Genomic DNA, 25,646 nt, shown 5'->3' with positions numbered 1-25,646 from the left:
AAAAAGTAATGCCCCTTTAGGGGCCCGCCATGAGTCAGCAATGCAGTTGGCCGACCCATTCGTGGCCCCTTCAGGGGCGTTGTCTGTATCATGCCCTTCTAGGGCTTTCCCAAGCCCCCGGCTTTGCCGGGGGTCCTGACTTGCATCTGTGCCCACAATAAAGTAAAAACATAGTTTAAGAGTGTCGCAGCGTTATCTTAAATCACGTCTTTCATGCCTATTTCAAATTCCCCAGACTGTTTTAAATGGTCTTTTAAAACCAAATTTATGTATTGGGAAAGGGAGCGGTCGTTTTCTTCTGCCAGGAAATGGACTTTCTGAATGACCTCTTCATCTAACGTAATACTGACCTTTTGTTTTAAAGGTTTCATTGTACCACCCTGTATCAGGATACTATAAAATGCTTTAAAAGGTTTGCTTATCGCCTAAAGTAGTACAAAGTAGTATACGTTATGCGCGGAAGTTGGGTGGCTGTAATGGACTTCCGGGAAGAAATCCTGAAAAACTTTGCCGATCCCTGAAAAGGGCAGGCCGTATTTGCATCAGGTTTTCCACAGGAAAACGCCGGACAGTGGAAAACCTGATGCCGTGCAAAACCGGCGTCAGAAGATAAACCCGGAGTAGTTCTCGGTTTGACATTGCGGCGGAGAGCCGTTAAAATAAAAACAAATCTGTTGGGAAGAATGGGCGGAACAAGGGAACGATTGCGAGGTAAAAAATTGAAAACAATTTATAAGAGCAAAGACGGGAAAACTGCCGTGTTAAAACTCTATGACAGCCAGTTGGAAAAGCTCGGCTGTGGCTATCAGGATAGATACGTTGCGACTTCCTTTGGACAAACGCATCTGGTGGAAACGGGGAATTTGGAGGGACCTCCGTTGCTGGTCTTCCACGGAGGAAATTCCACCACTGCCTATCATCTTTTGCTTTGCAGGTTTTTATTGAAGGACTTCCATGTTTACGCGGTTGATATTATCGGCCATCCTGGAAAGAGCGCGGAAGTAAGCCTGTCTCCCTATGGCTGCGATTATGGAAAATGGACGAATGAGGTGGTAAGCGGATTGGGCTTTAACCAAATTCGCTGCTTTGGCGGTTCGTTTGGCGGAGGAGTTTTGGCAAAGTTCATGTGCGTCGCGCCGGAAAAGATTGTGAAAAGCGTATTGGTTGTTCCATCGGGAATCAACAACGCATTTCCGATCGGCTCTGCCAAAATGATGCTCCCGCTGCTCCAGTACGTTTCTACAAAGGATGATAAGTATATAACGCGGGCGGCCCTGTATATGGCGATCACCAGGGAGGTTCTGGATACGGATACGCTTGATACCGTGAAAAACAGCTTTCAGTACGTTAAAACAAAAATCGGAATGCCCTCCAATGTCAGCGGGAAAAAGATGCGGCGATGTACGGCGCCGGTTCTTGTGATGGCGGGCGAATATGATTGTCTGTTCCCTGCAAAAAAGGTGCTGAAAAGAGCGGAAAAAATACTTCCTGACAGCACTTTGTATGAGCTGAAGGGCCGGGGACATATGCATGTTCTGACGGAAGAGGAAAAAAGCAGGATCGTCCAATTTTTAAAGTGATGGTTTGCCTGCTGAAAAAGTTTGAAAGGCGGTGTGTATGGAATATACCATATGGGAAATGAGGCCGGCGGAGTACCCTCTGCTGGAAGACTTTCTATATGAAGCGATTTTTCAAAGGGATGCGGCAAACAGGCTTCCCAGAGAAATCATCAACGGCCCCGCGTTACAGCAGTATATCCGGAATTTTGGGAAGCAGACCGGTGATTACTGCTTGTGCGCCGAGGTGAATCAAACCGTCGTCGGCGCGGTCTGGGTGCGGATCATCCCCGGGTACGGCAGCGTGGACAGTCAAACGCCGGAGTTTGCGGTTTCCCTTGTTCCGGAGTACCGCGGGCGTGGCATCGGGACCGATTTAATGCGCCGGATGCTGTTGCATCTGAAAGACGCCGGGTATGCGCAGGCTTCTTTAGCGGTGCAAAAAGACAATTACGCGCTGCGAATGTATCTGGCGGTGGGGTTTCAGATTGCGGCGGAAAATAAGGAAGAATACATCATGGTCCATCATTTGGAACCGTGCCCCGCGCTTGACAGAAAAAGAGACGATATACAGGAGAAATCATGTTTATAGATGAACAGAAGAAAATTCCGGTCAACGGCGCGCCGCAGTATGTGTCCATACGCGCCGAGAAGAAAGACGCGCCCCTGCTTCTTTATCTCCACGGAGGGCCGGGGGACGCCGCGCTGCCGCTGGTTTTGCGGTATAACAAAGCGCTGGAATCATGCTTCACCGTTGTGGTCTGGGAACAGCGCGGCGCGGGGAAGTCGTACGATGCGTTTGACGGCGGCGCGCTGACGCTGGACACGTTTCTGGAAGATCTTCAATCCCTGGTGGAAATACTGCTGGCGCGCTTTGAAAAGGAGTCCCTGTATCTGGTGGGACATTCCTGGGGAAGCGTGTTGGGGCTGAAGTTTACCCAGTCCCACCCGGAGCTGGTCCATACGTATATCGGCTGCGGGCAGGTGGTCAATATGAAGAAATCCTGCCGGGTGGCTTATGAATTTGCGCTCGCCCACGCGGATCAAAAGGCGCTGGAACGGCTGAAGGGAATCGACTGCTCCTATACGGCGGACAGCTGGCTGGACGATTTGCTTTTTGTCACCAAACAGGTGGTAAAGCATCGGGGGTCCCTTTATAACAGGACGAATTACCGCGATCTGGTCAGTCCGTTCCTGTTCTCAAAACACTATACGCTTTTTGACCTCTACCGGCGGCAGAAAGGGAGCCTGCGATCCATAAAAGCGTTGTGGCAGGAGCTGATGCAGGTCGACTTTGAGGGCGTGACGCGGTACCAGTCGCCCATTTTATTGGTGGAGGGGCGGTATGACAGCCATGTTTCGTCAGCGCTGGCAAAGGAGTACTTTGACACGATCGAAACGGAGAAGCAATTCTTCTGGTTTGAAAAATCCTGCCATTTCCCGCAGTGGAGCGAAAGCGACCGGTTTAACAAGCTGCTGGCCGGTTTACTGGAGTAAAACGGTCTGGGAGGAGCGGCGAAACCATGCGGGTCAGGCTGGCAGGCATTTACCATACCTGGAGACGCGCCCAAAGACTGTTGGGGATTCCGCATCCTGTGCCGGACAGGCGAATCCGGCGATGAAATGATAGAAATATGCCCGCAATATCCGGAAATGGCAGGATATTGCGGGCATGCTTTTGTAAAATGGAAAGGGCCTGTTACAATACAGCCCATTGAAAAGTGGAACAAAACCGCCTTTGCATATGGCCGCAAAAGCAGCCGGAGGCCCGCCGTGCCCGGATTCCTGCGCGGGCGGCGCGTATTTCCCTGGCGGACAGCGGGTAAACGACTCTACGATTCGTTTACCCGGCTGTTTTCCATGCATTGTCGGTTGTTTTCTGCGCGGGCGGCTGGTACACTGGTAGAGCAGACCGCCGCAGAGCGGGCATGCAGGAAAGGATGAATACCATGAACGAAGAAAATCAGATTGGGCTGCGGATCATGCAGCGGAGAAAAAAACTTGGCATGACGCAGAAGCAGTTGGCGGACCGCCTGCATGTGACGGACAAAGCGGTATCAAAATGGGAGCGGGGTCAGGGGTACCCCGATATTAAAACGATTCCGGTGCTGGCAAAGGAACTGGGCGTCAGCATGAACGAGCTGCTCAGCGGCGAACCGGAGGAACAGCCCGCGCCGGAGACGGAGCGGGTGGTGCAAAACGCGCTGGAATATGCGGATCAGGTCGTAAAAAAGAAAAAACGCATCACAGCGGAACTGGTGATGACCGTCATGACCTCGGTGTTCCTGCTGGCGATGCTCGTATGCGGCATCTGCGACTATGCGCTGAACGCGAACCTTACCTGGTCGGTTTTTCCCATCAGTTCCATTGCGTTCGTCTGGCTGGTGCTCGCGCCGCTGGTCTGGTGTAAAAAGAACCGGGTGGCGAAGGCGATGCTTTCCCTGACGGTGTGGATTGTACCGTTTTTATGGATCATAGAGGTGAACAGCCCGGTAACCGGCTGGCTGCTGCCGATGGGCGTTCCGGCGTCGGTGCTGGGGCTGGCGTACCTGTGGGCGCTTTGCTGGCTGTTCTGCTATACAAAATGGAACCGCTGGAGCTGCGCCAGCATCGCCATGCTGTTGATGCCGGCGCTGGATTTCGGCCTGGACCTGGTGGTCGCGCGGGCGCTGGGCACGCCGATGGAATGGGTGCAGAATCTTCTGTCGGTTCTGGTCGGCCTTTTAGTGGCCGCCGTGCTATTCAGTATTGGAAAGCGAAAGACAAAGGAGGAACCAGCGTGAATCTATTCCATAAGGATCAGATGCCCCCGGAGGCGGTTACGGTCTGGGCGGGCGGCGTGGCGACCGCTTATCTGGGAAAAGCCGCCGGGAGCGAGAAGCTCTATGTCAACATCGACCGCCTGCCCGCGGGGACCTACAGTGCGAAATACCATTCGCACAGCCTGCAGGAGGAATTCTTCCTGATCCTCTCTGGGACGGGGACGCTCCGCATGGACGGGGAAATCCGCGAGGTACGTCCGGGAGATTTTGTGGCGAAGCCCTGCGGCGCATGTGCCCACCAGTTTTACAATCCCGGGCCGGAACCGCTGGAGATTCTGGACGTCGGCACCGTGGAGAAAGGCGACGTCGCGTATTATCCGGATGAGCAGATCGTTTTGCTGCGCGACCGGCGGGAAGCGTTTGGGCCGGCGGGCCGGCTTTCGGATTGGTCATCCGACCCAAACGAGTAAACAAACCGGTTTTGCAGAGGATTTGGACAGAAAACGGGCAAAATATAAAAATCCCCCTGCGTCACCTCTTGCTTGTGACGCGGCGTCATGCGGTATGGTAAGGGCAAGGAGGTGAATTCTATGTCGAAATATACGACCGGGGAGCTGGCAAAACAGTGCGGCGTTTCCGTGCGGACCGTGCAGTTCTACGATACAAAGGGGCTGCTGCATCCGTCGGAGCTGACGGATGGCGGGCGGCGTTTATACACGGACGCGGATTTGAAACAGATGAAACTGATCTGCCTGCTGAAATCGCTGGGGCTTTCGCTGGAATCGATCAAGGGGATTCTGCAAAGCGAGCATCCGGAGAAGGTCCTGCTGCTCCTGCTGGATGAACAGGAAAAACAGCTTGACGCAGAGCTCGCGGAGAAAGCGGAGCAAAAGAAAACCATCGCCGCCGCGCGGGCATGTCTCGAAAAGACGCAGGCTATCCCGGAAAATTTACAGAGCGGCATAGAACACATTATGATGGAAAACAGAAAGAGAAAACTGCGCCGTGTCCATTTGACCCTGGTGCTTTGGGGAAGCCTGTGCACCATTGCAGAGGTAATTACATTGATGCTTTGGGGCTTTTATGGAAACTGGATTCCGTTTGCGGTGGTTCTTCCCATTGCAGTTGTGATCTGTACGCTTCTGACGCGGATGTATTACCGCAGTACCGTCTATCTCTGCCCCGCGTGCGGCGCGGCGTTTCGGCCCATATTCCGGGAATTCCTTTTGGCCGGTCACACGCCGAAGACCAGGAAGCTGACCTGCACGCACTGTGGCAAAAAGGACTGGTGCGTGGAAACAGCGGAAGATCGATAAACAGGCAGGGAGCCGGGCGATTTGCCCGGCTCCCTGTTTTGCTTAAAAAATGGAATAGGCGAACAGGCCGACCACCCCACAGACGAGCATCGTGCAGACCGGCCCGGTCTTCCATTTCCGCATGCAGAACAGCGATGCGCAGAACAGCGCAACGGCGACCAGGTCCACATTCCAAAGGTTGACGTCGTGGTAGTCGGAGGCGCCGAAGAAGGTCAGCAGCAGGATGGTCAGGCCCGCCGCCATGATCAGTCCCAGCGAGGAAGCCTTCAGCCCGTTCAGAATGCGGAAGATATACTGTGAGCTTTTGTATTTTTTAAAAAACTCATAAAGCAGGATGGAAATCAACACGCCGGAGATCACGCAGCTGCACGTGGCCGCGATCGCCCCCGGAATGCCCGCAATCTGAATGCCGACAAACGTGGAGGTGTTGACGGCCAGCGGGCCGGGCGTCATCTGGGAAATCGTGATGATGTCCGTGAAGACCTTTTCGCCGATCCAGCCCTGCTGGGTAACGACCTGCTCCTGAATCAGGGGGATAATCGCGTAGCCTCCGCCAATGCTGAACATGCCGATTTTCAGAAAGGTAAAGATGAGTTGGATAATCACGCGGCGGGCCCCTCCTTCCCGAAGCGCAGCTTCCAGAACAGCGTCAGCAGACACAGCAGGCTGCTGACAAGCAGGATCAGGATCACGTTGACATTGAGGAAAAAGCAGGCGATAAAAGCGGCGGGCGCGAGAAAGCACAGCAACGCGGACTTCTCCTTTAAGATCGCCTGGTACATATTCAGAATCAGGTCTGCCATCATCGCGGCGACGCAGGCCTGCATGCCCTTTAAAACCGCCGCCAGGTACGGGTTGGCGGAAAACGCCGCGTACCACTGGGATACAAAGCTCAGGATGATGATCGGCGGGATCAGCGAGCAGACGCCGCTGATCAGCACGCCCATCGTGCCCGCGGCCCGTTTTCCCGCCAGAATACTCAGGTTGATTGCAATCGCGCCGGGGGACGATTGCGCGATTGCCGCCATTTCCATCAGCTCGGGTTCGGTGAACAGGTGTTTTTGCGTCACATAATATTTTTTGATCATCGGGACGACGACGTATCCGCCGCCGAAGGTAAAGGCGCTGATCAGCAGGTTCACACCGCAAAGCCACAGGTAAAGCCGGGGTTTTTTCATACAATCTTCCTTTCCATATGATGTAAATCCATTATACCGATTGCTTTGCCATTTGTGAAATGCTAAAATAGGATGACAGGCATGAACAGAATTCATGATAAGAGGGGCAGTATGCATATACGGTATTATGTCATTTTTCGGGAGGTCGCGGCGGAACGGAACTTTACAAAGGCGGCGGAGCGGCTGTTCCTGACGCAGTCGGCGGTTTCCCACGCAATCAGGGAACTGGAAGAGGCGGCCGGAACCAGGCTCTTTGAGCGGTTGCATAAGAGCGTCCGGCTGACGCCCAGCGGGGAACGGCTGCTGCAGGAGGTCAACCCGATATTGGAGGAATTTGAGCGGATGGAATCCCGCATCCGGCGCCTGGAGCAGGAGGCCCCGCTCCGGATCGCCTCCTGCATCACCATCGCGCAGGCTTGGCTGATCCCAATTCTGCAACGGTTCCGGCGGGAATGCCCGGAGGTCCCTGTTCATGTGCAGGTGAACCGGGCCTCCGAGGCGCTGGAGCTGCTCAAACAGCGGAAGGTGGACGCCGCATTCATTGAGGGGAGCATCGCACAGGGTCAATTTATCGCCAAAAAGTTTGCCTCTTATGCGCTGTGGGCGGTGGCCGCGCCGGGGTATTGTGCCCCCGTCCGCACCCTGGAACAGCTTTTGCAGGAGACGCTGCTGCTGCGGGAGCGCGGAAGCGCGGTCCGCGAGGTGTTCGAGTCCGCCGTCACGCTGGCGGGCTATCAGACGTCTGCCCAGTGGGTCAGCGTGGATTCCCAGCCGCTGATCGAGGCGGCAAAGGCGGGGCTGGGAATCGCCGTGCTGCCGGAAATCCTTGTCGCCCCGGAAGTCGAACGGGGAAGCCTGCAAAAAATAACCGTTTCCGATCTGTGCTTGACGAACAGCCTGACGATCGTGGTGAATCGAAACCAGTATCAGACCCGTTCGCTGCAGCAGCTTTGGAATCTGGTGGAAACAGAAGGGGGAACCCCATATGAAAGAAAATAAATACGACGACCCGGTATTCTTTACAAAATACAGCCAGATGAGCCGCTCCCAGCAGGGGCTGGAGGGCGCGGGCGAGTGGGAGACGCTGCAAAAGCTGCTGCCCGGCTTTGCCGGAAAGCGCGTGCTGGACCTCGGCTGCGGCTACGGCTGGCACTGCATCTACGCGGCGGAGCACGGCGCGTCTTCCGTCACGGGCATCGACCTGTCAGAAAAGATGCTTGCCGTTGCCCGGGAAAAGACCCAATTCCCGCAGGTACAATATCAGTGCATGCCAATCGAAGACATTGACTATCCGGAAAACAGCTTTGATATCGTCGTCAGTTCGCTGGCGCTGCATTATGTCCCGTCATTTGACGCGGTCGCAAAAAAGGTAAACGCGTGCCTTGCGCCGGGCGGCGCGTTTGTCTTCTCAGCGGAGCACCCGGTCTTCACCGCCTACGGGACGCAGGACTGGTATTATGATGAGACCGGCGCGATCCTGCATTTCCCTGTAGACAACTATTTTTATGAAGGAAAGCGCGAGGCGGTGTTCCTGGGCGAAAAGGTGACCAAGTACCACAAGACCCTGACCACCTATCTGGACGGCCTGCTGACCAACGGCTTTGCGATTCAGCGGATTGTGGAACCGCAGCCGCCGGCGCATATGTTCCATATCGAAGGCATGAAGGACGAAATGCGCCGCCCGATGATGTTGATTGTCTCTGCGCGGAAGAAATAAAAACAGGTAGGACCGTTGTAGAGCAGCGATCCTACCTGTTTTTATTAGATGGTTTATTTTTAAGCATAAGATGTTTCTCCGAAGATTCTCACAAACATGTATAAACCTTTCTTTGCAACATTTGTAATGATAGAGTACCATAGGAAATTTTTGGAGCAAATTTGACAGCGGTCAAATACCAAACTCTTTGGCGTAGGTAATCGTACCGCTTAACGGTTTTGCATCTTCCGAAAGCCTGACTGCCATAAAATTGGCGGAAGGCATACCGGCGGGGACCTCCACACCGAACTGCGCCGCGGGAAGATAACCGAAGCGGGGATAGTAGAATTCACTTCCTAAAACAAAAGAATACGAATACCCTGCTTCCGCGGCAATTTTATGCGCCTCGTTGATCAATGCCGTACCAACGCCGCTTTTCTGAAAAGCAGGACGTACGGAAAGGGGCGCCAAAACAAGCACGGGTTCCGTTCCGACTTTGGCTTCGGTAAAGAGAATCTGTCCGGCGAGCCTGCCGTCCACTTCTGCCACCAGCGACAGCTCTTTGATAAAAGCAGGGCTTTTTCTCAGGGCGGCGGCCAGATCCTGTTCGGTTCCATCCCTGTGTTCCGCCGTTGCAAAGGCTTCCTTTATAAGGTCGTATACCTCGTCGTAATCCTTTTCCGTTTCTTGCCTGATCAGCATATGGTTTCCTCCTTGTTGTGTATTTCATTGAGATAAATTTCAATTATCAGAACAATGCCCTGTTTGATACAAATTGTCAATAGGAGTATTCTATCTTTCATGAGAGAATACTCCTGTTTTTTCTGTATAACGATTTTTTGAATCAATGGATTTATCTCCGCCGGCCGTTCTGGAATTTTCCGGTCAGCGTCGCTCTTTGCAGGATATGCCCTTCGATTTCCGCCAGCAAATCCGTTCGTCTGCAGTGCGGCGGAAGAGAAACGGTGCAGTCCAGCACATAAACGGTAAAGGTGTATGAGTGAACCGCTTTAAGCGGCGGTTTCGGACCTTTATACCGGTTTCTTCCGTAAGCGACGCCCTGAATCGCGCCTGACAGAACAGGGATGGAGCCTCCCGCGGGGATAGCGGCTGGAATGACCTCCTGCGCGGGTACGTTCCACAGTACCCAGTGGTTATAGTTTGGAAAAAGCGGGTAGGAAGCGTCGTCCATCGTAACGGCAAGGGAAACGGCTTTCACGTCCAACCCGCTCAGGCGCAATTCGGGGGAAAGATCTTTGCCCCGCGCGGTGTGGTCCAGAGGAATCCACCCGCCCTCTGTGAACGCGGGACTTGTCAAAGTCAATTGCTGCATGGGAACCGCCTTTCAAATGCGTTGTCTTCTGTTTGTAAAAAATATCTTGATAGATGTGCTTTTCAGTAAAACAGGAAAGAATGTGATCCAGTGGTTTCTATTATTTTATTCTATTTGCGTTTGTGTATCAAGTTTGATCCATATATTTCTGATTGCGAGATGAACGAGCTTGCAGATACTTATAATATTTATCTTTCATATTTCCCAATCTGAATTTCTTTTCTGATTGGAGCTTCCGATCACCTGGATGATTCTATTTGACGGGCGGAGTAGACCGGAATATATGGATTTGAAACAGAGCAGTGGAAAACAGTAAAAAAGCGCGGCGTACAGCGGTGTGCCGCGCTTTTCGCTGCTTTTTTGCAGTTTGTCCCCTTTTTAAGCGTGCTAAAAAATCGTAAATTCCGGTTTTGTTATCGTAAAGACTTTATCCGTTGCGCGCAGTAGAATAGAGACATCGAAAGGGGAACGGCCCTAAGGCGGATCGAGAGAACGCCTGAACCGAAAATAAAGAGGATTTCGTTTAAGGAGGACAAATTTTATGAAGACAACAAGAAGAATCGTCGCGGCTATGCTTTCCGTACTGATGCTGGGTGCAGCGTTCACAGGCTGCGGCAACGAGCCCGCCGCACCGACAACCAACGATCCTTCGTCCGCACCGGTTGAGAACAATCCCACACCGGACGACGGCGACAAAGAGACCGACGACGGCAAGCTGAAGGTCGGCTTTGCGCAGATCGGACAGGAATCCGGCTGGCGCGATGCGGAGACCGCTTCCATCCAGTTCTACGCGGGCCAGAACGTCGATACCATCGACTTCAAGTTTGCGGACGCACAGGCAAAACAGGAAAACCAGATCAAAGCAATTAAATCCTTTATTGATATGGACGTTGACGTCATCGGCCTGGCTCCGGTTGTTGAGACCGGCTGGGACGCGGTTTTCACCGAGGCAAAGGATGCGGGCATCCCGATTGTCCTGGTAGACCGTATGGCGGACGTTCCGGAAGACCTCTATGCAACGTTCATCGGCTCCGACTTCATTGAAGAGGGCAAGAACGCGGCGGACGAAATGGCAAAGCTGCTCGGCGGCAAGGGCAAGGTTGTACAGCTCGAAGGCACCGTTGGCGCTTCCGCTGCGAATGACCGCAAAAAGGGCTTTGAGGATCAGATGGCTGCCCAGTATCCGGACATCGAGATCATCGCATCACAGACCGGCGACTTTACCCGTGCAAAGGGCAAAGAAGTCATGGAGTCCTTCCTGAAGACCTACGGCGCCGATATCAAGGGCGTTTATGGACATAACGACGACATGGTTCTCGGCGCAATCGAGGCCATTAAAGAAGCGGGCCTCAAGCCGGGCACCGATGTTGTAACCGTTTCCTGCGACGGCGTTAAGGGCATCTTCGAGGCGATGGTTGCCGGCGAAGCAAACGTCACCGTCGAGTGCAACCCGCTGCTGGGACCGATCTTCTTCGAGACCTGCCAGAAGCTCAAGGACGGCGAGTCCGTTGAGAAGTGGGTAAAATCCGAAGAGGGCATCTACCGTCAGGATACCGCCGCGGAAGATATCAAGACCCGCGTATATTAATAAAACCCATTAAATTGATTACTCCTTCACTTTCTTTCTTCTTCATTCCATATAACAGGTAAGTTTTACCGACTCTGTAAAATCCGCCCCGCCGACTGAGACGGAGGCGGATTTTGCAATCTAAAGGAGGGTCTGCCATGAGTGGCGAAACGGCATTGATTCAAATGTCGCATATATCAAAAACCTTCCCCGGCGTCGTTGCGCTCAACGACGTGCAGTTTACATTACAGCGCGGGGAAATACACGCCCTGCTGGGAGAGAACGGCGCGGGAAAATCCACGCTGATTAAGGTCCTCACGGGCGTTGAGGAACGGAACGGCGGCACCATTTTGATGGACGGCGAGGAGATTTCCCCCCGCACGCCGCAGGAAGCGCAAAACGCGGGCATCAGCACCGTGTATCAGGAAGTCAATCTGTGTCCGAATCTTTCAGTAGCGGAAAATGTCTATATTGGCCGCGAGCCCAAGAAGGGCGGCCGCATCGACTGGAAAACCATTAACCAGAAAAGCAAGGAGCTGCTTGCGCGGTTTGATTTACATATTGACGTGACAAAAAACCTGGATAACTACTCCGTCGCGGTTCAGCAGATGGTGGCCATTGCGCGCGCGGTGGACATCGACGCAAAGGTTCTGATCCTGGACGAACCGACCTCCAGTTTATCCACTGTAGAGGTGGAAAAACTGTTCGACATTATGCGGATGCTGAAAGAACAGGGGCTGGGTGTCGTCTTTGTCACCCACTTCCTCGACCAGGTCTACGAGGTGACGGACACCATCACCGTCCTGCGCAACGGCGCCTATGTGGGCACCTATACAACCGCCGACCTGCCCCGCGTGCAGCTGGTTGCCAAGATGATCGGCAAGGAGTACGGCGACCTGAACCAGCGGTTTATCAGTGAAAAGAGCGTCGAAGCGACCGGAGAGTCGCTGCTTTCCCTCAAGGACGCAACCAGCGCGGGCAGCATAGAGGGCATCAGCCTGGATATACACAAGGGCGATGTTCTGGGTCTTTCGGGCCTGTTGGGTTCCGGCCGTTCTGAGATCGTGCGCCTGATCTTCGGCGTGGATCACATGTCCGGCGGCGAAATGGACCTCAAGGGGCAGAAGCTGCACAATAAAGGAACCCTGGCGGCGATCCGCAGCGGGTTCGCGTTTTGCCCGGAAAACCGGAAAACGGAAGGCATCGTGGGAGATCTGAGTATCCGCGAAAATATCATTTTGGCTTTGCAGGCCAAGCGCGGCATGTTTAAGGCGATTTCCCGTGCGGAGGCACAGAAAATCGCGGATGAATACATTGAAAAGCTGGAAATCAAAACCCCGTCCGCGGACCAGCTCATCCGGAACCTGTCAGGCGGCAACCAGCAAAAAGTGATTCTGGCCCGCTGGCTGGCGACGAACCCGGACCTGTTGATGCTGGACGAACCGACGCGCGGCATCGACATCGGTACCAAGGCGGAAATCCAGAAGCTGGTGGTCCAGCTTGCGGAACAGGGCATGGCGGTCATCTTTATTTCTTCGGAAATCGACGAGATGCTGCGTTGCTGCGGCCGCATGATTGTTCTCAGGGATAAGAAAAAGGTCGCGGAGCTGAACGGACAGGAAATTTCCGAAGCCGCGATCATGCATTACATAGCGGGAGGTGCGGAGAATGAACCGGCTTAAAAAGCTGTCGAAATATCAGGTATTCTGGCCCATCGTCATTTTTCTGTTGATCCTGCTGGTCAATGGAATTGTGTCGGGCGGCTCGTTCTTTGAAATGAGAATTGTGGATGGCCATTTGTACAGCAGGATCATCGATATCCTGCGCAACGGCAGCAAGCTGATGCTGCTGGCAACCGGTATGACCATGGTCCTTGCGACGGGCGGAACGGATATTTCCGTCGGCTCCGTCATGGCGATCAGCGGCGCGGTCGCGTGTACCATTGTGGCGGGCGGCGGCAATGTGGCGGTGGCGATCCTCGCGGCGATCCTCGCGGGCGTCGTGGCGGGCGCGTGGAACGGCCTGCTGGTTTCCAAGATCAAAATCCAGCCCATTGTAGCGACCATGATTTTGATGGTTGCCGGGCGCGGTATCGCACAGCTTATTACAAATGGTAAAATTGTTACGGTTAACTCCGATACGTATTACTTTATTAACGGCGGATATATCCTGGGGCTGCCGTTCCCGCTGTTCATCGTGGCGTTCATCGTGTTGTTGGTGATGCTGTTCATTAAAAAGACGGCATTCGGCCTGTTCCTGGAGTCCACGGGCGTCAACCCGGTATCCAGCCATTTTGCGGGTATCAATGTAGACCGCATCAAATGGATGGTTTACACCTTCTGCGGTGTGATGGCGGCGGTCGCCGGCCTGATCGAAAGCGCGGGAATCAAGGGTGCGGACTGCAACAACGCGGGCCTGTTTATCGAGATGGACGCGATCCTTGCGGTCGCCATCGGCGGCACGTCCCTCAACGGCGGCCGTTTCTCCATCCCGGCCAGCCTGTTCGGCGCGCTGATCATTCAGAGTATCACCACGTCCGTGTATGCAATGGGCGTTGCACCGGAGATCACCCAGGTGGTCAAATCTATCATCGTCGTTGTGATCTGCCTGTTCCAGTCCAAAGCTTTCAAGGAGTCCATTACAAAGAAACTGAATTTCCGGAAGGCGGTGAAGCAGGCATGAATGAACAGAAAACCAAGAAGAAGTTTTCGATTAAGAACATTTCCCTGCTGATCACGGTCGTGCTTTTTATCGTCCTGTTTGGCGCGGCTTCCGTTGCGTATGACAATTTCTTTTCCTTTTCGACCCTGTTCAACCTGTTGAACGACAATGGATATCTGATCATTGCGTCCATTGGCATCACGTTTGTGCTGCTGACCGGCGGGATTGATATTTCCATCGCGTCCACCATCGCGTTTACCTGCGTGTTTTCGGCGTTTCTGCTGCGCATGGGCGTGCCGCCGTTTGTGGTGATCCCACTGGTCCTGCTGATCGGATTGGCGTTCGGCGCGCTGATGGGCTTCATGATCCATTACTACAAACTGCAGCCGTTTATCGTGACGCTGGCGGGCCAGTTCTTCATGCGCGGCATGTGCGCGGTCATCAGCACGGAGTCCATCCCGATTACCAACGAGTTTTACAAGACGATGGCGCTCTCCAAGATCACGTTTCTGGGAGGCAGAATCTACTTCTATGTCTTTATCGCGGTAGCGGTCTTGCTTGTCGCGCTGTTTGTCCTCAAGCTGACCAAATTTGGCCGCACCGTCTACGCGGTGGGCGGCAATGAGCAGTCCGCAGTCCTGATGGGCCTGCCGGTGGCGCGGACCAAGGTTTCCGTTTATGCGATCAGCAGCTTCTGCGCGGCGCTTGCCGGTGTGGTGTTCAGCTTCTATACCCTGGCGGGCAACTCCCTCCAGAACATCGGTCTGGAACTCGACGCGATCTCCTCCGCCGTCATCGGCGGCACGCTGCTGACCGGCGGCGTCGGCAACGTGATCGGCACCACCGTCGGCGTGTTGATCCAGGGTGTGATTCAGACGATCGTCACCTACCAGAACCTGAATACCTGGTGGACCAAGGTGACCATCGCGGGTCTGCTCTGCGTCTTCATCATTATCCAGCGCCTCATCGCCATCCGCGCGGAAAAACTCAAAGCCGCCGGCTGACCTCCGGTCGGGACGGCGCGGGCGGACGTTGATTCAAGCACAATTCCACGGATGCCCGCGACAGAAAGAACAATCTCCCGTGTGGCATCCCAGCCGACAATTAAGGAAAATCCTAAAAGAATTGCCCAGCCAAAGTTCCGCCGGCAATGAAACGCACGCAGCCCTCCCTGAGCTACTCAGGTATACGGGGGATACCGGGGGTGAAGGGGGGCGCGAGTCGTACCTATCCGGAGCCCAGCTCTCACGCCCCCCTTCGCGTGCTTTTGCTTACTTTTGTGGCAAGACGGACACGCAGTGTCTGACGCGCCTCCGGCGATGGTCGTTTGGAGTATCGAGCGAGGCTTTAGCCTCAAGCGAGCGTCCCCACCGGAGGTGCCGCCCGGCATGAGGGCAAACCAGCGGTTTTCTCCCGCTTTATCAAAAGCGAATAAACGATAAAGATGGCGCGTGCAATCAATTTGCTTGCTTTATGTAAAGTCCTATAATGACATTTAGAATTTTGATGTAATGTTTTTGATGCAACATTCTGTAAGACAGGATTTTATTTAAGCAAATAAAGGTTTATAGAAATGTTGTTTGTACAACGAAGTTTCTTTTGCTTTTTAAAGAGAGGAATGCGGTTGCTTTGTGATGAAAATTTCCTTTCGCTTTTTAAAAGCAAAGAACCCCATTGCCTTCGCAATATAAAAATTACATTAGTAAAATTTGTTTTGCTTTTTTAAAGTAAAAGTCTTTGCTGTCGCTTTTCAAAGCGACGAAAACCCCGGCGAAAGCCGGGGAACCAAAGAAAAGCCCCAGAGGCAGCACAAAGCCTCATAAACAACAATATCACTCGTTCCCACTCGCTCTTCTCAGAAAGAGAGTCCCGTTCTCTGCGGAGAACGGCAAAGGGCGCCGCCCTTTGATCCCGCCGCTTTTCAGAAAAGCGGAAAAACGCGTTTTAGCCCTTACATGCAAGACAAAAGCTTCGGGAGCTTGTCCCGTCCGTCCCGCCGCAACAGTTTTATGTTGAGTATAAAGGTATCTTGTATAGTGGGATATAAAGGATCTTCTTTTATGAAATCTTACCGGGATAACCGCCGTAGGCGCGAAAGACGTTGCACGTCCGGGCCTACCCGACTGGAAGTCTGAAAAACATATTGAGTACAAGTCCTCCAAAGACGAATGGGGATGCTCCCGGAATGCTTTGCGTTCCGGTCGTGGGGCCAATTGCTCTGCGTCCGGGCGTTCTGAATGCCCGGAGAGCATCCCCTGCTTTTTTGCTTTTTTACCAAGGAAAATTCTAACAATTGCTAAATAATTGCAAAAATCTTGCCAGTATTATATAATAGGTAATAGTTTATTTGTGCGATTCAGTTAAATGAGGTGAATGTGGTGCGAAAATTCAAGCAAATGTTCCGAAATGTGGGCTTGCGCAGCAGAATGACCATGTCCAACATCTTTATAGCGCTCATTCCCTTTATTATCTTCTCCATTGTCAGCGGCTCGGTGTTTCTGAACCAGGCGCAGAAAACCGCTGTGGAACATACGGCGCAGATGATCCATCAGGTCAGCAATTCCATGGACGTCTATGTGGGAACCATTGAAAAGATGGCCAACTATATCCAGATGGACCTGAAGGATTCCCCGCTGTTCCATATGCAGTCCGACCTGGACGCGGATTGGCAGATGGAATCTGCGAAGATTCGCGCAATTCTGGAAAACATCGCGGGGTCCCATCATGAGGTGGCGGGAATCCTGGTCGCTTCCAAAAATGATATGTACGTCAGCACCGGCATGTCCCGCATTTCCCGTGATCCGTTCGCGGAAGAATCCTGGTACCGGCAGGCGGCAGGCGCGCCCGACGAAATCCAGCTGATCAGCGTCGTCGCGGGGCGGAATATCGTGACCAACCGCAGCTACAGCGTGGACGACGTGTTTTCTCTGACAAAGGCGGTGCAGGACCCGCATACCGGGGAAGTGCTGGGCGTGGTCCTGTTCGATATCCGGCACGATATCATCCAGCAGTCGATCAAGGGCGCGACCATTGGAGAAAAAGGGTTTGTATTTGTCACGGACGAGAACGACAATATTGTCTATACGCCGGTCAACGACGTCGTGTACCGCGTCAATCCGCAGTGGCTGCGGGACGGAAACATGCCTGTCAATGCACGGATTCAGGGCGGCAGCTATCAGATCCGCAGCGAGCTGTCCGGCTATACCGGCTGGCGCACGGTGGGCGTATTTTCCATGGACGAGGTGATGGCCGGCGTCAATACCATCATATATATTTTAATCGCGAGTATTATCATCTCCCTGATTTTAATCGTTACCGTGTCGTTCCATATGGGCCGCACGATGACCCAGCCGATCCTGCGCCTGAAGCAGCTGATGAAGCGCGCGGAATCCGGCGACCTCAGCGTCCGGTTCGACAGCCCCTACAACGATGAGATCGGCGCGCTGGGCTGGAGTTTTAACCATATGATCGAGCAGATCGACAATCTGATCCATATGGTCTATGTGGAGCAGAAAAACAAACGGCTGGCGGAAATGAAATCGCTGCAGGAGCAGATCAAACCGCATTTTCTTTACAATACCCTGGATACCATCAGCTGGATGGCCCGCGACTATGAGGCGGAGGACATCGTCAAGCTGGTGGACGCCCTGACCAATATGTTCCGCATCGGCTTGAGCCACGGCAACGACATCATCACCGTGCAGGAGGAGATCACGCACGTTTCCAACTACTTATACATCCAGAAAATCCGTTATAAGGATCGGCTGAATTATGAAATCCATGTGGAAGAATCCCTGTATCCGTATAAAGTTCCCAAGCTGATCCTGCAGCCTCTGGTGGAAAACGCCATTTACCACGGTATCAAAGCAAAGCGCGGCGGCGGTACCGTCTATGTCAACGGGGAAACGCAGAAGAAAAATATGATCCTGACCATCCGCGACAACGGCGCGGGCATGCCGCAGGAGAAGGTGGAGGAGCTCAACCGCCGGATGAGCGAGCATTCAGAGCTGGACGAAAAGGCCAGCTTCGGCATGTTCTATATCCGGGAGCGCATCCAGCTCTGTTATGGGGAACAGTACGGCGTCCGCATGGAAAGCCAATTGGGCGAGGGTACCTGCGTGACGATTACGCTTCCCAGGGATAAAGAAGTGAAAGATTTTGATGAGGAGTGATGGGAGTTGTATAAGGCGCTGATTGCGGACGATGAGGATATCATCCGCCGGGGAATTGCCTATTTTCTGAAAAAGGACCCGGAGATCGAGGTGGTTGCGCAGGCGGAGGACGGCGAAATGGCGCTGGAGCTGGCGGCGGAGCACCTGCCGGACCTGTTGTTTGTGGACATCAACATGCCGTTTTTAAACGGCCTGGAGTTCATCGAAAAGCTGGAGGGAATTCTCAAAAATGCGGTAATCATTGTGATCACCGGGTACGACGATTTCAAATACGCCCAGAAGGCTTTGCGTCTGGGCGTGTTCGACTATCTGCTCAAGCCCATCATGGAGAACACCTTTTACGACGCGGTGGACCGCGCCAAGGAACAGCTGGGCCGGCACAAGAAGCAGGTGAAATACCTGGAATGGGCGCGGGTGCTGGTGGAAAAAAACCGCCCGGCGCTGATCGCGGAATTTCTGGAGGGATGGCTCAACGGCCATTTCAGCGAGACGGAGGTCGAAGAACGCATCGCCGCGCTGGGCCTGGAGCTTCCAAAGGACTTTGGCGTCACGCTGATCCACCTGGAAGACAAGGACAACGCGGAAATCGGCGGCGAGTGGGATGACGACCTGCTGTTCTACGCAGCGGAAAATATCGCGGAGGAGGTGTTTCAGGTGTTCCAGCCCGTTTCCGCCTGCCGCAATGCGGGCGGCGACCTGGTGCTGATTACGGCCTGCACGCCGCGTGAGGAATGGCTCGCGGCCGGCGAACGGCTGTCGCGCCTGCTGCAGCAATATCTGCCTGTGGATGTGGCGATTGCGCACAAGGGCGCGGAGGAGTTCTCGGACCTGCCCGGCGCGTATGAGGCGGCCATGGACGAGATGCGGGCGCTGCTGGAGACGCCGCAGCTGGTGCGGGACGTCAAGCATTACATAGAAGAAAATTTCTCGATGGAGGCATTTTCCCTGACCGATGCGGCGGATTACACGCATGTGTCGCCGCAGCATCTTAGCCGCGTGTTCCGGCAGAGCACGGGCATTACGTTCATGGACTATATCACACGGGTGCGCATCCGCAAGGCGATCGAGCTGCTGGCGGACGAGGATCTCAAAATGTATGAAATTGCGGAGCGGGTGGGCTATTCCAGCCAGCATTATTTCAGCAGCGCGTTTAAGAAGGTGCTGGGCGTTTCTCCCATGGAATATAAGAAAGGGCTGCAGAAAAAATGAAGCTCAGCGGACGAATGGAGTCAATGAAAGAAGGTTGGGTCAGGCACCGCCGCCGCATCTGGAAAGGCGGCGGGATATGCCTGCTGACCGTTGCGCTGCTGTTTTCCATGTTTTCGGCATGCGCGGCGCGTCAGGAGCCGGATAAGATCGATTATGTGATCGGCGTGTCGCAGGCGAACATGCGTGAGCCGTGGCGGCTGGTTCTTACCCGGGAAATACAGGATGAGGCCGCAAAGTACCCCAATGTCCGTCTTGTCTTTACAGACGCGACGGACGACAGCGCCAAACAGATGACGGATATCCAGCGCCTGCTGGATTACGGCGTCGACCTGATGATTGTCTCGCCGTGCGACGTTAAGAAAATTACGCCGGTGGTCAGCAATGTGTACAACCAGTCGATCCCGGTCATCGTGCTGGACCGCGTGGTGGAGGGGTTCGATTATTCCCTCTTTATCGGTCCGGACAACAAGACCATCGGCAAGCAGGCGGGGGAAGCCGCCCTGCGCATGATGAACGGCAAAAGCGGCTCGGTGCTGGAGCTGTGCGGCAGCTCGGCCTCCCAGGCAAGCATCGACCGCAGCGAGGGCTTCAGCAGTGTGATTTCCGGAGAAGGCGATATCCAGGTGGAGCATGTGGCGGTGGTCAGCGAATCGCGCGATTCGGCGGAGGACATCGTCAAGGCATTCGGTACGCGGCTGCGCGGCATCGATGTGATCTTTGCCCACAACGACTATATGGCGCTGGGCGCCTATAATGCGGTCAAGCAGCTGGGATACGACCATATCCGCATTGTAGGGGTGGACGGCTTCACCGGCGAGGACGACGGCGTGAATCTGGTGCGCCGCGGGATGATTGACGAGACGATTACCTGCCCGACCGGCGGGCGTGAGGCGGTGCAATATGCGCTGGAAATCCTCAACAATGTCAGCGGCGTACCCAAGCAGGTCATCCTGCGCAGCCACAACATCACCAAGGAAAACGCGGACGATTACGAAGCCAGCCTGAATCAGGTCCCGGAGGCGACGAAAAGAGCGATTACCGTCGGATATGCCCAGGTCGGCACGGAGAGCGCCTGGCGTCTGGCCAATACAGAGTCGATTAAAAAGGCGGCCCGCGATTTCGGCGTCAGCCTGCTGTATGAGGACGCGGACCAGGATCAGGGCCGGCAGATTGAAGCCATCCGCCGGTTTATCAAAATGGATGTGGACGTCATCGTGATCAGCCCCGTCGTGGACAGCGGCTGGGATGAGGTGCTGGCGGAAGCGCGCGACGCGGGGATTCCGGTGCTGCTGTCAGACCGGCGCGTCACAACCAGGGAAGACAATATGTATATGACGTTTATCGGCGCGGACTTCATCGAAGAGGGGCGGCGCGCCATGCGCTGGCTGGGCGGCACGCTGGAGACGCCCCAAAGCTCCCTGCGCATTATGGAGCTGGAGGGGACGCTCGGCGCGTCTCCAACGGAAGACCGCAGCCAGGGCTTCCGCGAGGTGCTCAAGGAGTATCCGGGCTGCAACATCGTCTATTTCGGCTGCGGCGACTATACCTATGAGGGAGGCCGCAAGGTGATTGAGGACTATCTGGCGAAGCACGAGTGGGACATCGACGCGATTTTCTCCCACAATGACGATATGGCGCTGGGCGCGGCGGACGCGTTGGAGGAGCACGGCATCCAGCCGGGCAAAGACGTCAAAATCATCTCCGTGGACGGCGCGCGCACGGCATTCCAGGCGCTGGTGGACGGCAGGCTGAACTGCGTCGTGGAATGCAGCCCGCTGCTGGGGCCGCAGCTGATGAAGGCCATCACCGACCTGATGGCGGGCAAGGAACTGCCTTTGCGCATCATTACGGATGAAAAAGTCTTTACAGAAGAAAACGCGAAGGACAATATCCGCAGCAGAAAATATTAACCGCCGGGAACGGCGGCCCGATTAAGAAGGAGAGAATGCTATGAAAGTAACCAAAGAACCCTTTGGTGTTGCCCGGGACGGGAAAGAGGTCTTCCGGTTCCGGATGGAAAACGACGCCGGTGCGTCCGTCACCGTGATGAACTACGGCTGTACCATCACGTCCATTCTGGTTCCGGACCGCGGCGGCAGGCTGACGGACGTCTGTCTGGGATACCGCACGCTGGCGGAGTACGAAAAGAACGACGGTTATCTGGGCGCGGTGGTCGGCCGCCACGCCAACCGCATCGAACAGGGCGTGTTTGTCCTGAACGGAAAGGAGTACCGTCTGGCGATCAACAACGGTCCAAACCATCTGCACGGCGGCCTGCGCGGCTTTGACAAGCAGGTATGGGAGTACGCGGTGGAGGACGGCCGGTTGGTATTTGGACGCCGTTCCCCCGACGGAGAGGAGGGCTATCCGGGCAATCTGGACGTCAGTATGTCCTATCAGCTCACAGACGATAACGAATTGATTCTCCGCTATGAGGCGGAAACCGACGCGGACACCGTGGTGAACCTGACCAATCACTGCTATTTCAACCTCAGCGGGGAGGGAAAAGGCACGATTCTGAACCATGTGCTGCAAATTCCCGCCGCGCGCTTTACGGAGAACGATGAAAACTGCCTGCCGACCGGGAAAATTCTGGAGGTGGAAGGGACGCCGTTCGATTTCCGCCAGCCCAAGGAGGTGGGACGCGACATCCACGCGGATTGCGTGCAGCTGAAAAACGGGCTGGGGTACGACCACAATTTCGTTCTGGACGGCGCGGAAAAGGAGAACGTCGCGGCGGTGCTGTACGCGCCGGATACGGGCATTGCGCTGACCATCACCACCACGATGCCGGGCGTGCAGTTCTACAGCGGCAACGTGCTGGACGGCCCGGTGGGCAAATCGGGCGTCGCTTACGAGAAAAACATGGGCCTGTGTCTGGAGACGCAGTATTTCCCGAATGCCATGCACTGCGCCAACTTCCCGTCTCCGGTGCTGAAAAGGGGCGAGCGGTACGACCATATGACAAAGCTTTGCTTTTCGGTCAAAGACTGAGCATTCAGGAGAAAGACGTTTCAATAAAGTCCGATAAGAACGACGTTTTACAGTAAAAAATCGAAAAACAGATGGCCTCCCGCCGCGGAAATGAACCGCGGCGGGAGGCCATCTGTTTTTTGTCATTTGTGTGTGCAGCGCGTATTTATTCAAGAATTTCCTGTACCCGTCCAACCTGTCCGTCCTCCAGCATCACCTTGATGCCGTGCGGGTGAAAGCGGCTCTTTGTCAGAAGCCGCGCCACGACGCCCTCGGTCTGTTTGCCGGAGCGCTGGTCGGCTTTGCACACGACGCTGACCCTCGCGCCGATTTTGACGTCGTCCCGGTTTTGTCCGTTCAAATCAATCCTCCTGACTGGAAAAAGTGGATAGGGAATGGGGGTTCAATCCCCGTCTGCCCGCGAAAGCGCCTCCAAAAACTGCTTCAATTGCGTTTTGGAGACGCCGATTCCCAGGCTGGCGTCTACCCGCCGGCCGTTTTCCGCAAGGTAACTGGGCACCGCCGGCAACCCCAATATGTCCCAGGCGCGACGGTTGGCTTCTTCCAGCGCCGCCTGATAGCGGCCGCTGCGAACCGCCTCGCAGAAAGCGGCTTCCTCTGCGCCGCACCGTGCGCCGTATCGGGATAAAAGCGCGAGGTCCTCGATATTTTCCCCCTTGCGCCAGGCCGCGGAGAAGATCAGGTCGTTGTATTTTGCGGCGTCCCCGCCCTGCCCCTGAAGAAACAGCAGGCCCTGAATGGCTAGGTCGCTGTGGCGTCCGTAGCGCGGCTCGCTGGCTCTGGGATGCGCCTCGCAGGGACGCCAGACAGGGGTAATCTGCGGATAGGCGGGCAGCAGCTCGCGCCAGTACCTCCAGCCTATCTCACAGAATTCGCACAGATAATCAAAGTAAATTTCCAGTTTCATTATGGCCTCCGGTTTGTTTCTTACGTTGTCTGCAAAACAGCGTTTATATCCCAATATGGGATTTCTGTTTTCAAAATGATACCGGGAAAACAGAAACTCCATTTTTATAATATATATTGTAACCGTTTTCCGGCGAAAAAGAAACCTTGCAAACCCGCTTTGCCCATTATTGCAGTGGCGTTCGCTCCGGATCCATCAACGCGGCGGTTTCATCGGCCGCACGCCCGTCTCTTGCAGACGCGTGGGAAAGAGGTCCCGTCCACCGCTTTCCGGCATATGCTGTATGTAGCGATAGGAGGTGGTAGGTATGACGATGCATGCGCTTGTGATGGGCGTACAGTGGGACCGTCTGCTCGTTTGGGATTTTGCAACCCGTCAGCGGGTTGTCGTAATCACGCCCAATGCGCGCTGGTTCCGCCAGGGCAATGTGGTCAGTATCCGGTTCAACGGCGTGATGACCAACAGTATCCCGCCGCAAATTTATGCATGGAGCATTATGGCGCTCCCATGGAGCGGCCCCGGATGCCGCCGGTGCTGATTCGATAGATCGGGACTTTTTTTGTACCTGCGCGCAGGAATCCGTGTGCAAAAAGCCGTCGTGTTCCAATGGCATTTTCGCCTTGGGACACGACGGCTCTGTTTATGGAACAGAATGGGAAGAGCGGCCCGGCGTTTTGGGTCGCAGACCAACGCATCCTGTGCTATGTTTAGAACATTTTTGAAAGTTTACCCCTCCTTGATCGCGGTGAATTCCTCGCAAATCTCCTTTTCCGGAGGCGCGGTGAGCAGAGAAACCGCGACAATCGCAATGCTTGCGACGATGAAGGCGGGCAGCAGCTCGTAAATATCCCACGCGCCGCCCAGGGGACGGACAAGATATTTCCAGACAAAGACCATCAAGCCGCCGGAAAGCATCCCGGCCAGTGCGCCCCACTTGTTGCTCCGCCTCCAGAACAGCGCAAAGAGCATCACCGGGCCGAAGGCCGCGCCGAAGCCCGCCCAGGCAAAGGACACGATGGTAAACACGGAGCTGTTGGGGTCCCAGGCGAGGATGACGGCGACCACCGCGATGGCGACCACCGTGCCGCGCGCCGCCAGCAGGGACGCCTTTGTGCTCATTTTAATCTTGAAAAAGTCCTGCAGGAGATCCTGCGATACGCTCGAAGCGGCGGTCAGCAGCTGGGAATCAGCGGTGGACATGGTGCATGCCAGGATGCCGGCCAATACCACGCCGGCCACCAGGGCCAGGAAAATGCCGTTCTGGCTTAACAGGCTGGATAGCTGGATGATGACCGTTTCGGATTCTGCGGTGGAGCCAAACATCGGGATTTTCCCGTTCAGGGACACGCTGTATCCGATCACGCCGATGAGAATGGCGATGAACATGGAGATCACCACCCAGACCGAGGCGATGCGGCGGGATACGCGCACCTTGTTTTCGTCCTTGATGGCCATGAAGCGCAGCAGAATGTGGGGCATGCCGAAGTAGCCGAGGCCCCAGGCCAGGGTAGAGACAATGCTCAGCCCGCTGTAGGTGGAGGCCTCCCCCGCGGCCATATTGTGGCCCTGCGTCAGGTTGAGATAGCCCGGCAGGCTGCTGGCGTTCTGTACCACGGTATTCCAGCCGCCGGCCTGCTGGATGCCAAAGATGACAATGACGACCAGGGCGACCGTCATGACAATACTCTGGATCAGGTCGGTGGTGGATACAGCCAGAAAGCCGCCCATCACGGTATAGCCGATGATGATGACCGCGCCCACAATCATTGCCACATGGTAATCCACGCCGAACAGGCTGTTGAACAGAGTGCCCACCGCCTTAAATCCGGAGGCGGTGTAGGGGATAAAAAAGGTGAGGACGACCACCGCCGCGATGCAGGAAAGCATATGGCGGTTGTCCCGGTAGCGCCGGGAAAAGAAGTCGGGGATGGTGATGGCGTCCAGACGCGTCGAATAGCGGCGCAGGCGCTTGGCGACGATCAGCCAGTTGAGATAGGTGCCCACCGCGAGCCCGATGGCGGTCCAGGCGGGTTCCGCGATGCCGCACAGATAGGCCAGGCCCGGCAGGCCCATGAGCAGCCAGCTGCTCATATCCGAGGCCTCCGCGCTCATGGCGGTGACAATCGGGCCGAGCCGCCGCCCGCCCAGATAGAATTCATTGGACGACGAGCCGCCGCCCTTCCGGCTGAAATAGAAACCGACATAGATCATTGCCAGCAGATAGACAATAATGGTGGCAATGATACAGAATTGTGCTGTGGTCATTTGTTCTCCCTCCAATTTCGTCCGCCGGAA

The 25,646-nt window shown here is 54.9% G+C and carries 25 protein-coding genes; 17 read left to right on the top strand and 8 right to left on the bottom strand.

Annotated elements, in window-relative coordinates; genetic code table 11:
* Positions 1-197 precede the first annotated feature (197 nt).
* On the bottom strand, positions 198-371 hold the full coding sequence (locus tag I4V53_RS12975; RefSeq protein WP_195986116.1) for a DUF6364 family protein: 174 nt from the start codon (positions 369-371) through the stop codon (positions 198-200).
* Between the two features lie 348 nt (positions 372-719).
* Here I4V53_RS12975 and I4V53_RS12970 point away from each other — a divergent pair, with 348 nt between their 5' ends.
* The 6 genes from I4V53_RS12970 (at position 720) to I4V53_RS12945 (ending at position 5,634) form a co-directional block, all read left to right on the top strand.
* Complete coding sequence (locus I4V53_RS12970; protein ID WP_286167155.1) at positions 720-1,580, top strand: alpha/beta fold hydrolase; 861 nt, start codon at positions 720-722, stop codon at positions 1,578-1,580.
* Between the two features lie 37 nt (positions 1,581-1,617).
* Positions 1,618-2,148, top strand: coding sequence for a GNAT family N-acetyltransferase (locus I4V53_RS12965; RefSeq protein WP_195986114.1), 531 nt, complete (start codon positions 1,618-1,620; stop codon positions 2,146-2,148).
* Positions 2,139-3,053 (top strand): alpha/beta fold hydrolase, encoded by a 915-nt coding sequence (locus I4V53_RS12960; RefSeq protein WP_195986113.1) that lies wholly within the window; start codon positions 2,139-2,141, stop codon positions 3,051-3,053. The genes I4V53_RS12965 and I4V53_RS12960 overlap by 10 nt, the downstream gene beginning before the upstream one ends.
* A 452-nt stretch (positions 3,054-3,505) precedes the next feature.
* Positions 3,506-4,339, top strand: a complete 834-nt coding sequence (locus I4V53_RS12955) for a helix-turn-helix domain-containing protein (RefSeq protein ID WP_195986112.1) — start codon at positions 3,506-3,508, stop codon at positions 4,337-4,339.
* Positions 4,336-4,788, top strand: a complete 453-nt coding sequence (locus I4V53_RS12950; protein WP_353616530.1) for a cupin domain-containing protein — start codon at positions 4,336-4,338, stop codon at positions 4,786-4,788. The genes I4V53_RS12955 and I4V53_RS12950 overlap by 4 nt, the downstream gene beginning before the upstream one ends.
* A gap of 120 nt (positions 4,789-4,908) precedes the next feature.
* The gene (locus tag I4V53_RS12945) at positions 4,909-5,634 is read left to right on the top strand and encodes a MerR family transcriptional regulator (RefSeq protein ID WP_195986111.1); all 726 of its coding nucleotides are present in this window, start codon (positions 4,909-4,911) and stop codon (positions 5,632-5,634) included.
* 42 nt (positions 5,635-5,676) lie between these two features.
* Here the strand turns inward: I4V53_RS12945 and I4V53_RS12940 are convergent, their stop codons facing one another.
* Positions 5,677-6,240, bottom strand: coding sequence for a chromate transporter (locus I4V53_RS12940; RefSeq protein ID WP_278275340.1), 564 nt, complete (start codon positions 6,238-6,240; stop codon positions 5,677-5,679).
* Positions 6,237-6,812 (bottom strand): chromate transporter, encoded by a 576-nt coding sequence (locus I4V53_RS12935; protein ID WP_195986110.1) that lies wholly within the window; start codon positions 6,810-6,812, stop codon positions 6,237-6,239. The genes I4V53_RS12940 and I4V53_RS12935 overlap by 4 nt, the downstream gene beginning before the upstream one ends.
* A 111-nt stretch (positions 6,813-6,923) precedes the next feature.
* Between I4V53_RS12935 and I4V53_RS12930 the strand changes: the two genes are divergently transcribed.
* Together I4V53_RS12930 and I4V53_RS12925 are read left to right on the top strand one after the other, a co-directional pair.
* Positions 6,924-7,811 (top strand): LysR family transcriptional regulator, encoded by an 888-nt coding sequence (locus tag I4V53_RS12930; RefSeq protein WP_195986109.1) that lies wholly within the window; start codon positions 6,924-6,926, stop codon positions 7,809-7,811.
* Positions 7,798-8,529: a class I SAM-dependent methyltransferase gene (locus I4V53_RS12925; protein WP_195986108.1), complete on the top strand. Its 732-nt coding sequence runs from the start codon at positions 7,798-7,800 to the stop codon at positions 8,527-8,529. Before I4V53_RS12930 ends, I4V53_RS12925 begins: the two co-directional genes overlap by 14 nt.
* 171 nt (positions 8,530-8,700) lie before the next feature.
* Here I4V53_RS12925 and I4V53_RS12920 read toward each other — a convergent pair whose 3' ends face one another.
* Together I4V53_RS12920 and I4V53_RS12915 are read right to left on the bottom strand one after the other, a co-directional pair.
* A complete protein-coding gene (locus I4V53_RS12920) occupies positions 8,701-9,210 on the bottom strand; it encodes a GNAT family N-acetyltransferase (RefSeq protein WP_195986107.1) in 510 nt (169 codons plus the stop codon).
* A 151-nt stretch (positions 9,211-9,361) separates the two neighbouring features.
* Positions 9,362-9,841 carry a YbhB/YbcL family Raf kinase inhibitor-like protein gene (locus I4V53_RS12915; RefSeq protein WP_195986106.1) on the bottom strand — a complete coding sequence of 160 codons (480 nt, stop codon included), beginning with the start codon at positions 9,839-9,841 and terminating at the stop codon, positions 9,362-9,364.
* Positions 9,842-10,382: 541 nt separating this feature from the next.
* Between I4V53_RS12915 and I4V53_RS12910 the strand changes: the two genes are divergently transcribed.
* The 8 genes from I4V53_RS12910 (at position 10,383) to I4V53_RS12875 (ending at position 22,444) form a co-directional block, all read left to right on the top strand.
* Positions 10,383-11,429: an ABC transporter substrate-binding protein gene (locus tag I4V53_RS12910; protein ID WP_195986105.1), complete on the top strand. Its 1,047-nt coding sequence runs from the start codon at positions 10,383-10,385 to the stop codon at positions 11,427-11,429.
* Between the two features lie 137 nt (positions 11,430-11,566).
* Positions 11,567-13,090 (top strand): sugar ABC transporter ATP-binding protein, encoded by a 1,524-nt coding sequence (locus I4V53_RS12905; RefSeq protein WP_195986104.1) that lies wholly within the window; start codon positions 11,567-11,569, stop codon positions 13,088-13,090.
* Positions 13,077-14,090, top strand: a complete 1,014-nt coding sequence (locus I4V53_RS12900) for an ABC transporter permease (RefSeq protein ID WP_195986103.1) — start codon at positions 13,077-13,079, stop codon at positions 14,088-14,090. Before I4V53_RS12905 ends, I4V53_RS12900 begins: the two co-directional genes overlap by 14 nt.
* Positions 14,087-15,073, top strand: a complete 987-nt coding sequence (yjfF, locus tag I4V53_RS12895; RefSeq protein ID WP_195986102.1) for a galactofuranose ABC transporter, permease protein YjfF — start codon at positions 14,087-14,089, stop codon at positions 15,071-15,073. The genes I4V53_RS12900 and yjfF overlap by 4 nt, the downstream gene beginning before the upstream one ends.
* Positions 15,074-16,447: 1,374 nt before the next feature.
* Positions 16,448-18,241 carry a cache domain-containing sensor histidine kinase gene (locus I4V53_RS12890; RefSeq protein ID WP_353616529.1) on the top strand — a complete coding sequence of 598 codons (1,794 nt, stop codon included), beginning with the start codon at positions 16,448-16,450 and terminating at the stop codon, positions 18,239-18,241.
* Positions 18,242-18,247: 6 nt separating this feature from the next.
* The gene (locus I4V53_RS12885; RefSeq protein ID WP_195986101.1) at positions 18,248-19,450 is read left to right on the top strand and encodes a response regulator; all 1,203 of its coding nucleotides are present in this window, start codon (positions 18,248-18,250) and stop codon (positions 19,448-19,450) included.
* A gap of 23 nt (positions 19,451-19,473) precedes the next feature.
* The gene (locus tag I4V53_RS12880; protein WP_195986100.1) at positions 19,474-21,360 is read left to right on the top strand and encodes a substrate-binding domain-containing protein; all 1,887 of its coding nucleotides are present in this window, start codon (positions 19,474-19,476) and stop codon (positions 21,358-21,360) included.
* Positions 21,361-21,400: 40 nt separating this feature from the next.
* Positions 21,401-22,444, top strand: coding sequence for an aldose epimerase family protein (locus I4V53_RS12875; RefSeq protein WP_195986099.1), 1,044 nt, complete (start codon positions 21,401-21,403; stop codon positions 22,442-22,444).
* Positions 22,445-22,589: 145 nt separating this feature from the next.
* Here the strand turns inward: I4V53_RS12875 and I4V53_RS12870 are convergent, their stop codons facing one another.
* Both I4V53_RS12870 and I4V53_RS12865 read right to left on the bottom strand, forming a co-directional pair.
* Complete coding sequence (locus I4V53_RS12870; protein ID WP_195986098.1) at positions 22,590-22,784, bottom strand: YwbE family protein; 195 nt, start codon at positions 22,782-22,784, stop codon at positions 22,590-22,592.
* Positions 22,785-22,826: 42 nt separating this feature from the next.
* Positions 22,827-23,351: a DsbA family oxidoreductase gene (locus tag I4V53_RS12865; RefSeq protein ID WP_195986097.1), complete on the bottom strand. Its 525-nt coding sequence runs from the start codon at positions 23,349-23,351 to the stop codon at positions 22,827-22,829.
* A 307-nt stretch (positions 23,352-23,658) separates the two neighbouring features.
* Between I4V53_RS12865 and I4V53_RS12860 the strand changes: the two genes are divergently transcribed.
* Positions 23,659-23,889 carry a hypothetical protein gene (locus I4V53_RS12860; RefSeq protein ID WP_195986096.1) on the top strand — a complete coding sequence of 77 codons (231 nt, stop codon included), beginning with the start codon at positions 23,659-23,661 and terminating at the stop codon, positions 23,887-23,889.
* A 188-nt stretch (positions 23,890-24,077) separates the two neighbouring features.
* On the opposite strand, the gene putP is transcribed toward I4V53_RS12860, so the two are convergent.
* Positions 24,078-25,616 carry a sodium/proline symporter PutP gene (gene putP, locus I4V53_RS12855; protein WP_195986095.1) on the bottom strand — a complete coding sequence of 513 codons (1,539 nt, stop codon included), beginning with the start codon at positions 25,614-25,616 and terminating at the stop codon, positions 24,078-24,080.
* Positions 25,617-25,646 lie beyond the last annotated feature (30 nt).

Origin of the sequence: Clostridium sp. D33t1_170424_F3 (genome assembly GCF_015667585.1) — a bacterium.
GTDB lineage: Bacteria > Bacillota > Clostridia > Oscillospirales > Acutalibacteraceae > Anaeromassilibacillus.
Note: the sequence above shows the minus strand (reverse complement) of the source record. Positions and strands in the feature narration are given on the sequence as shown.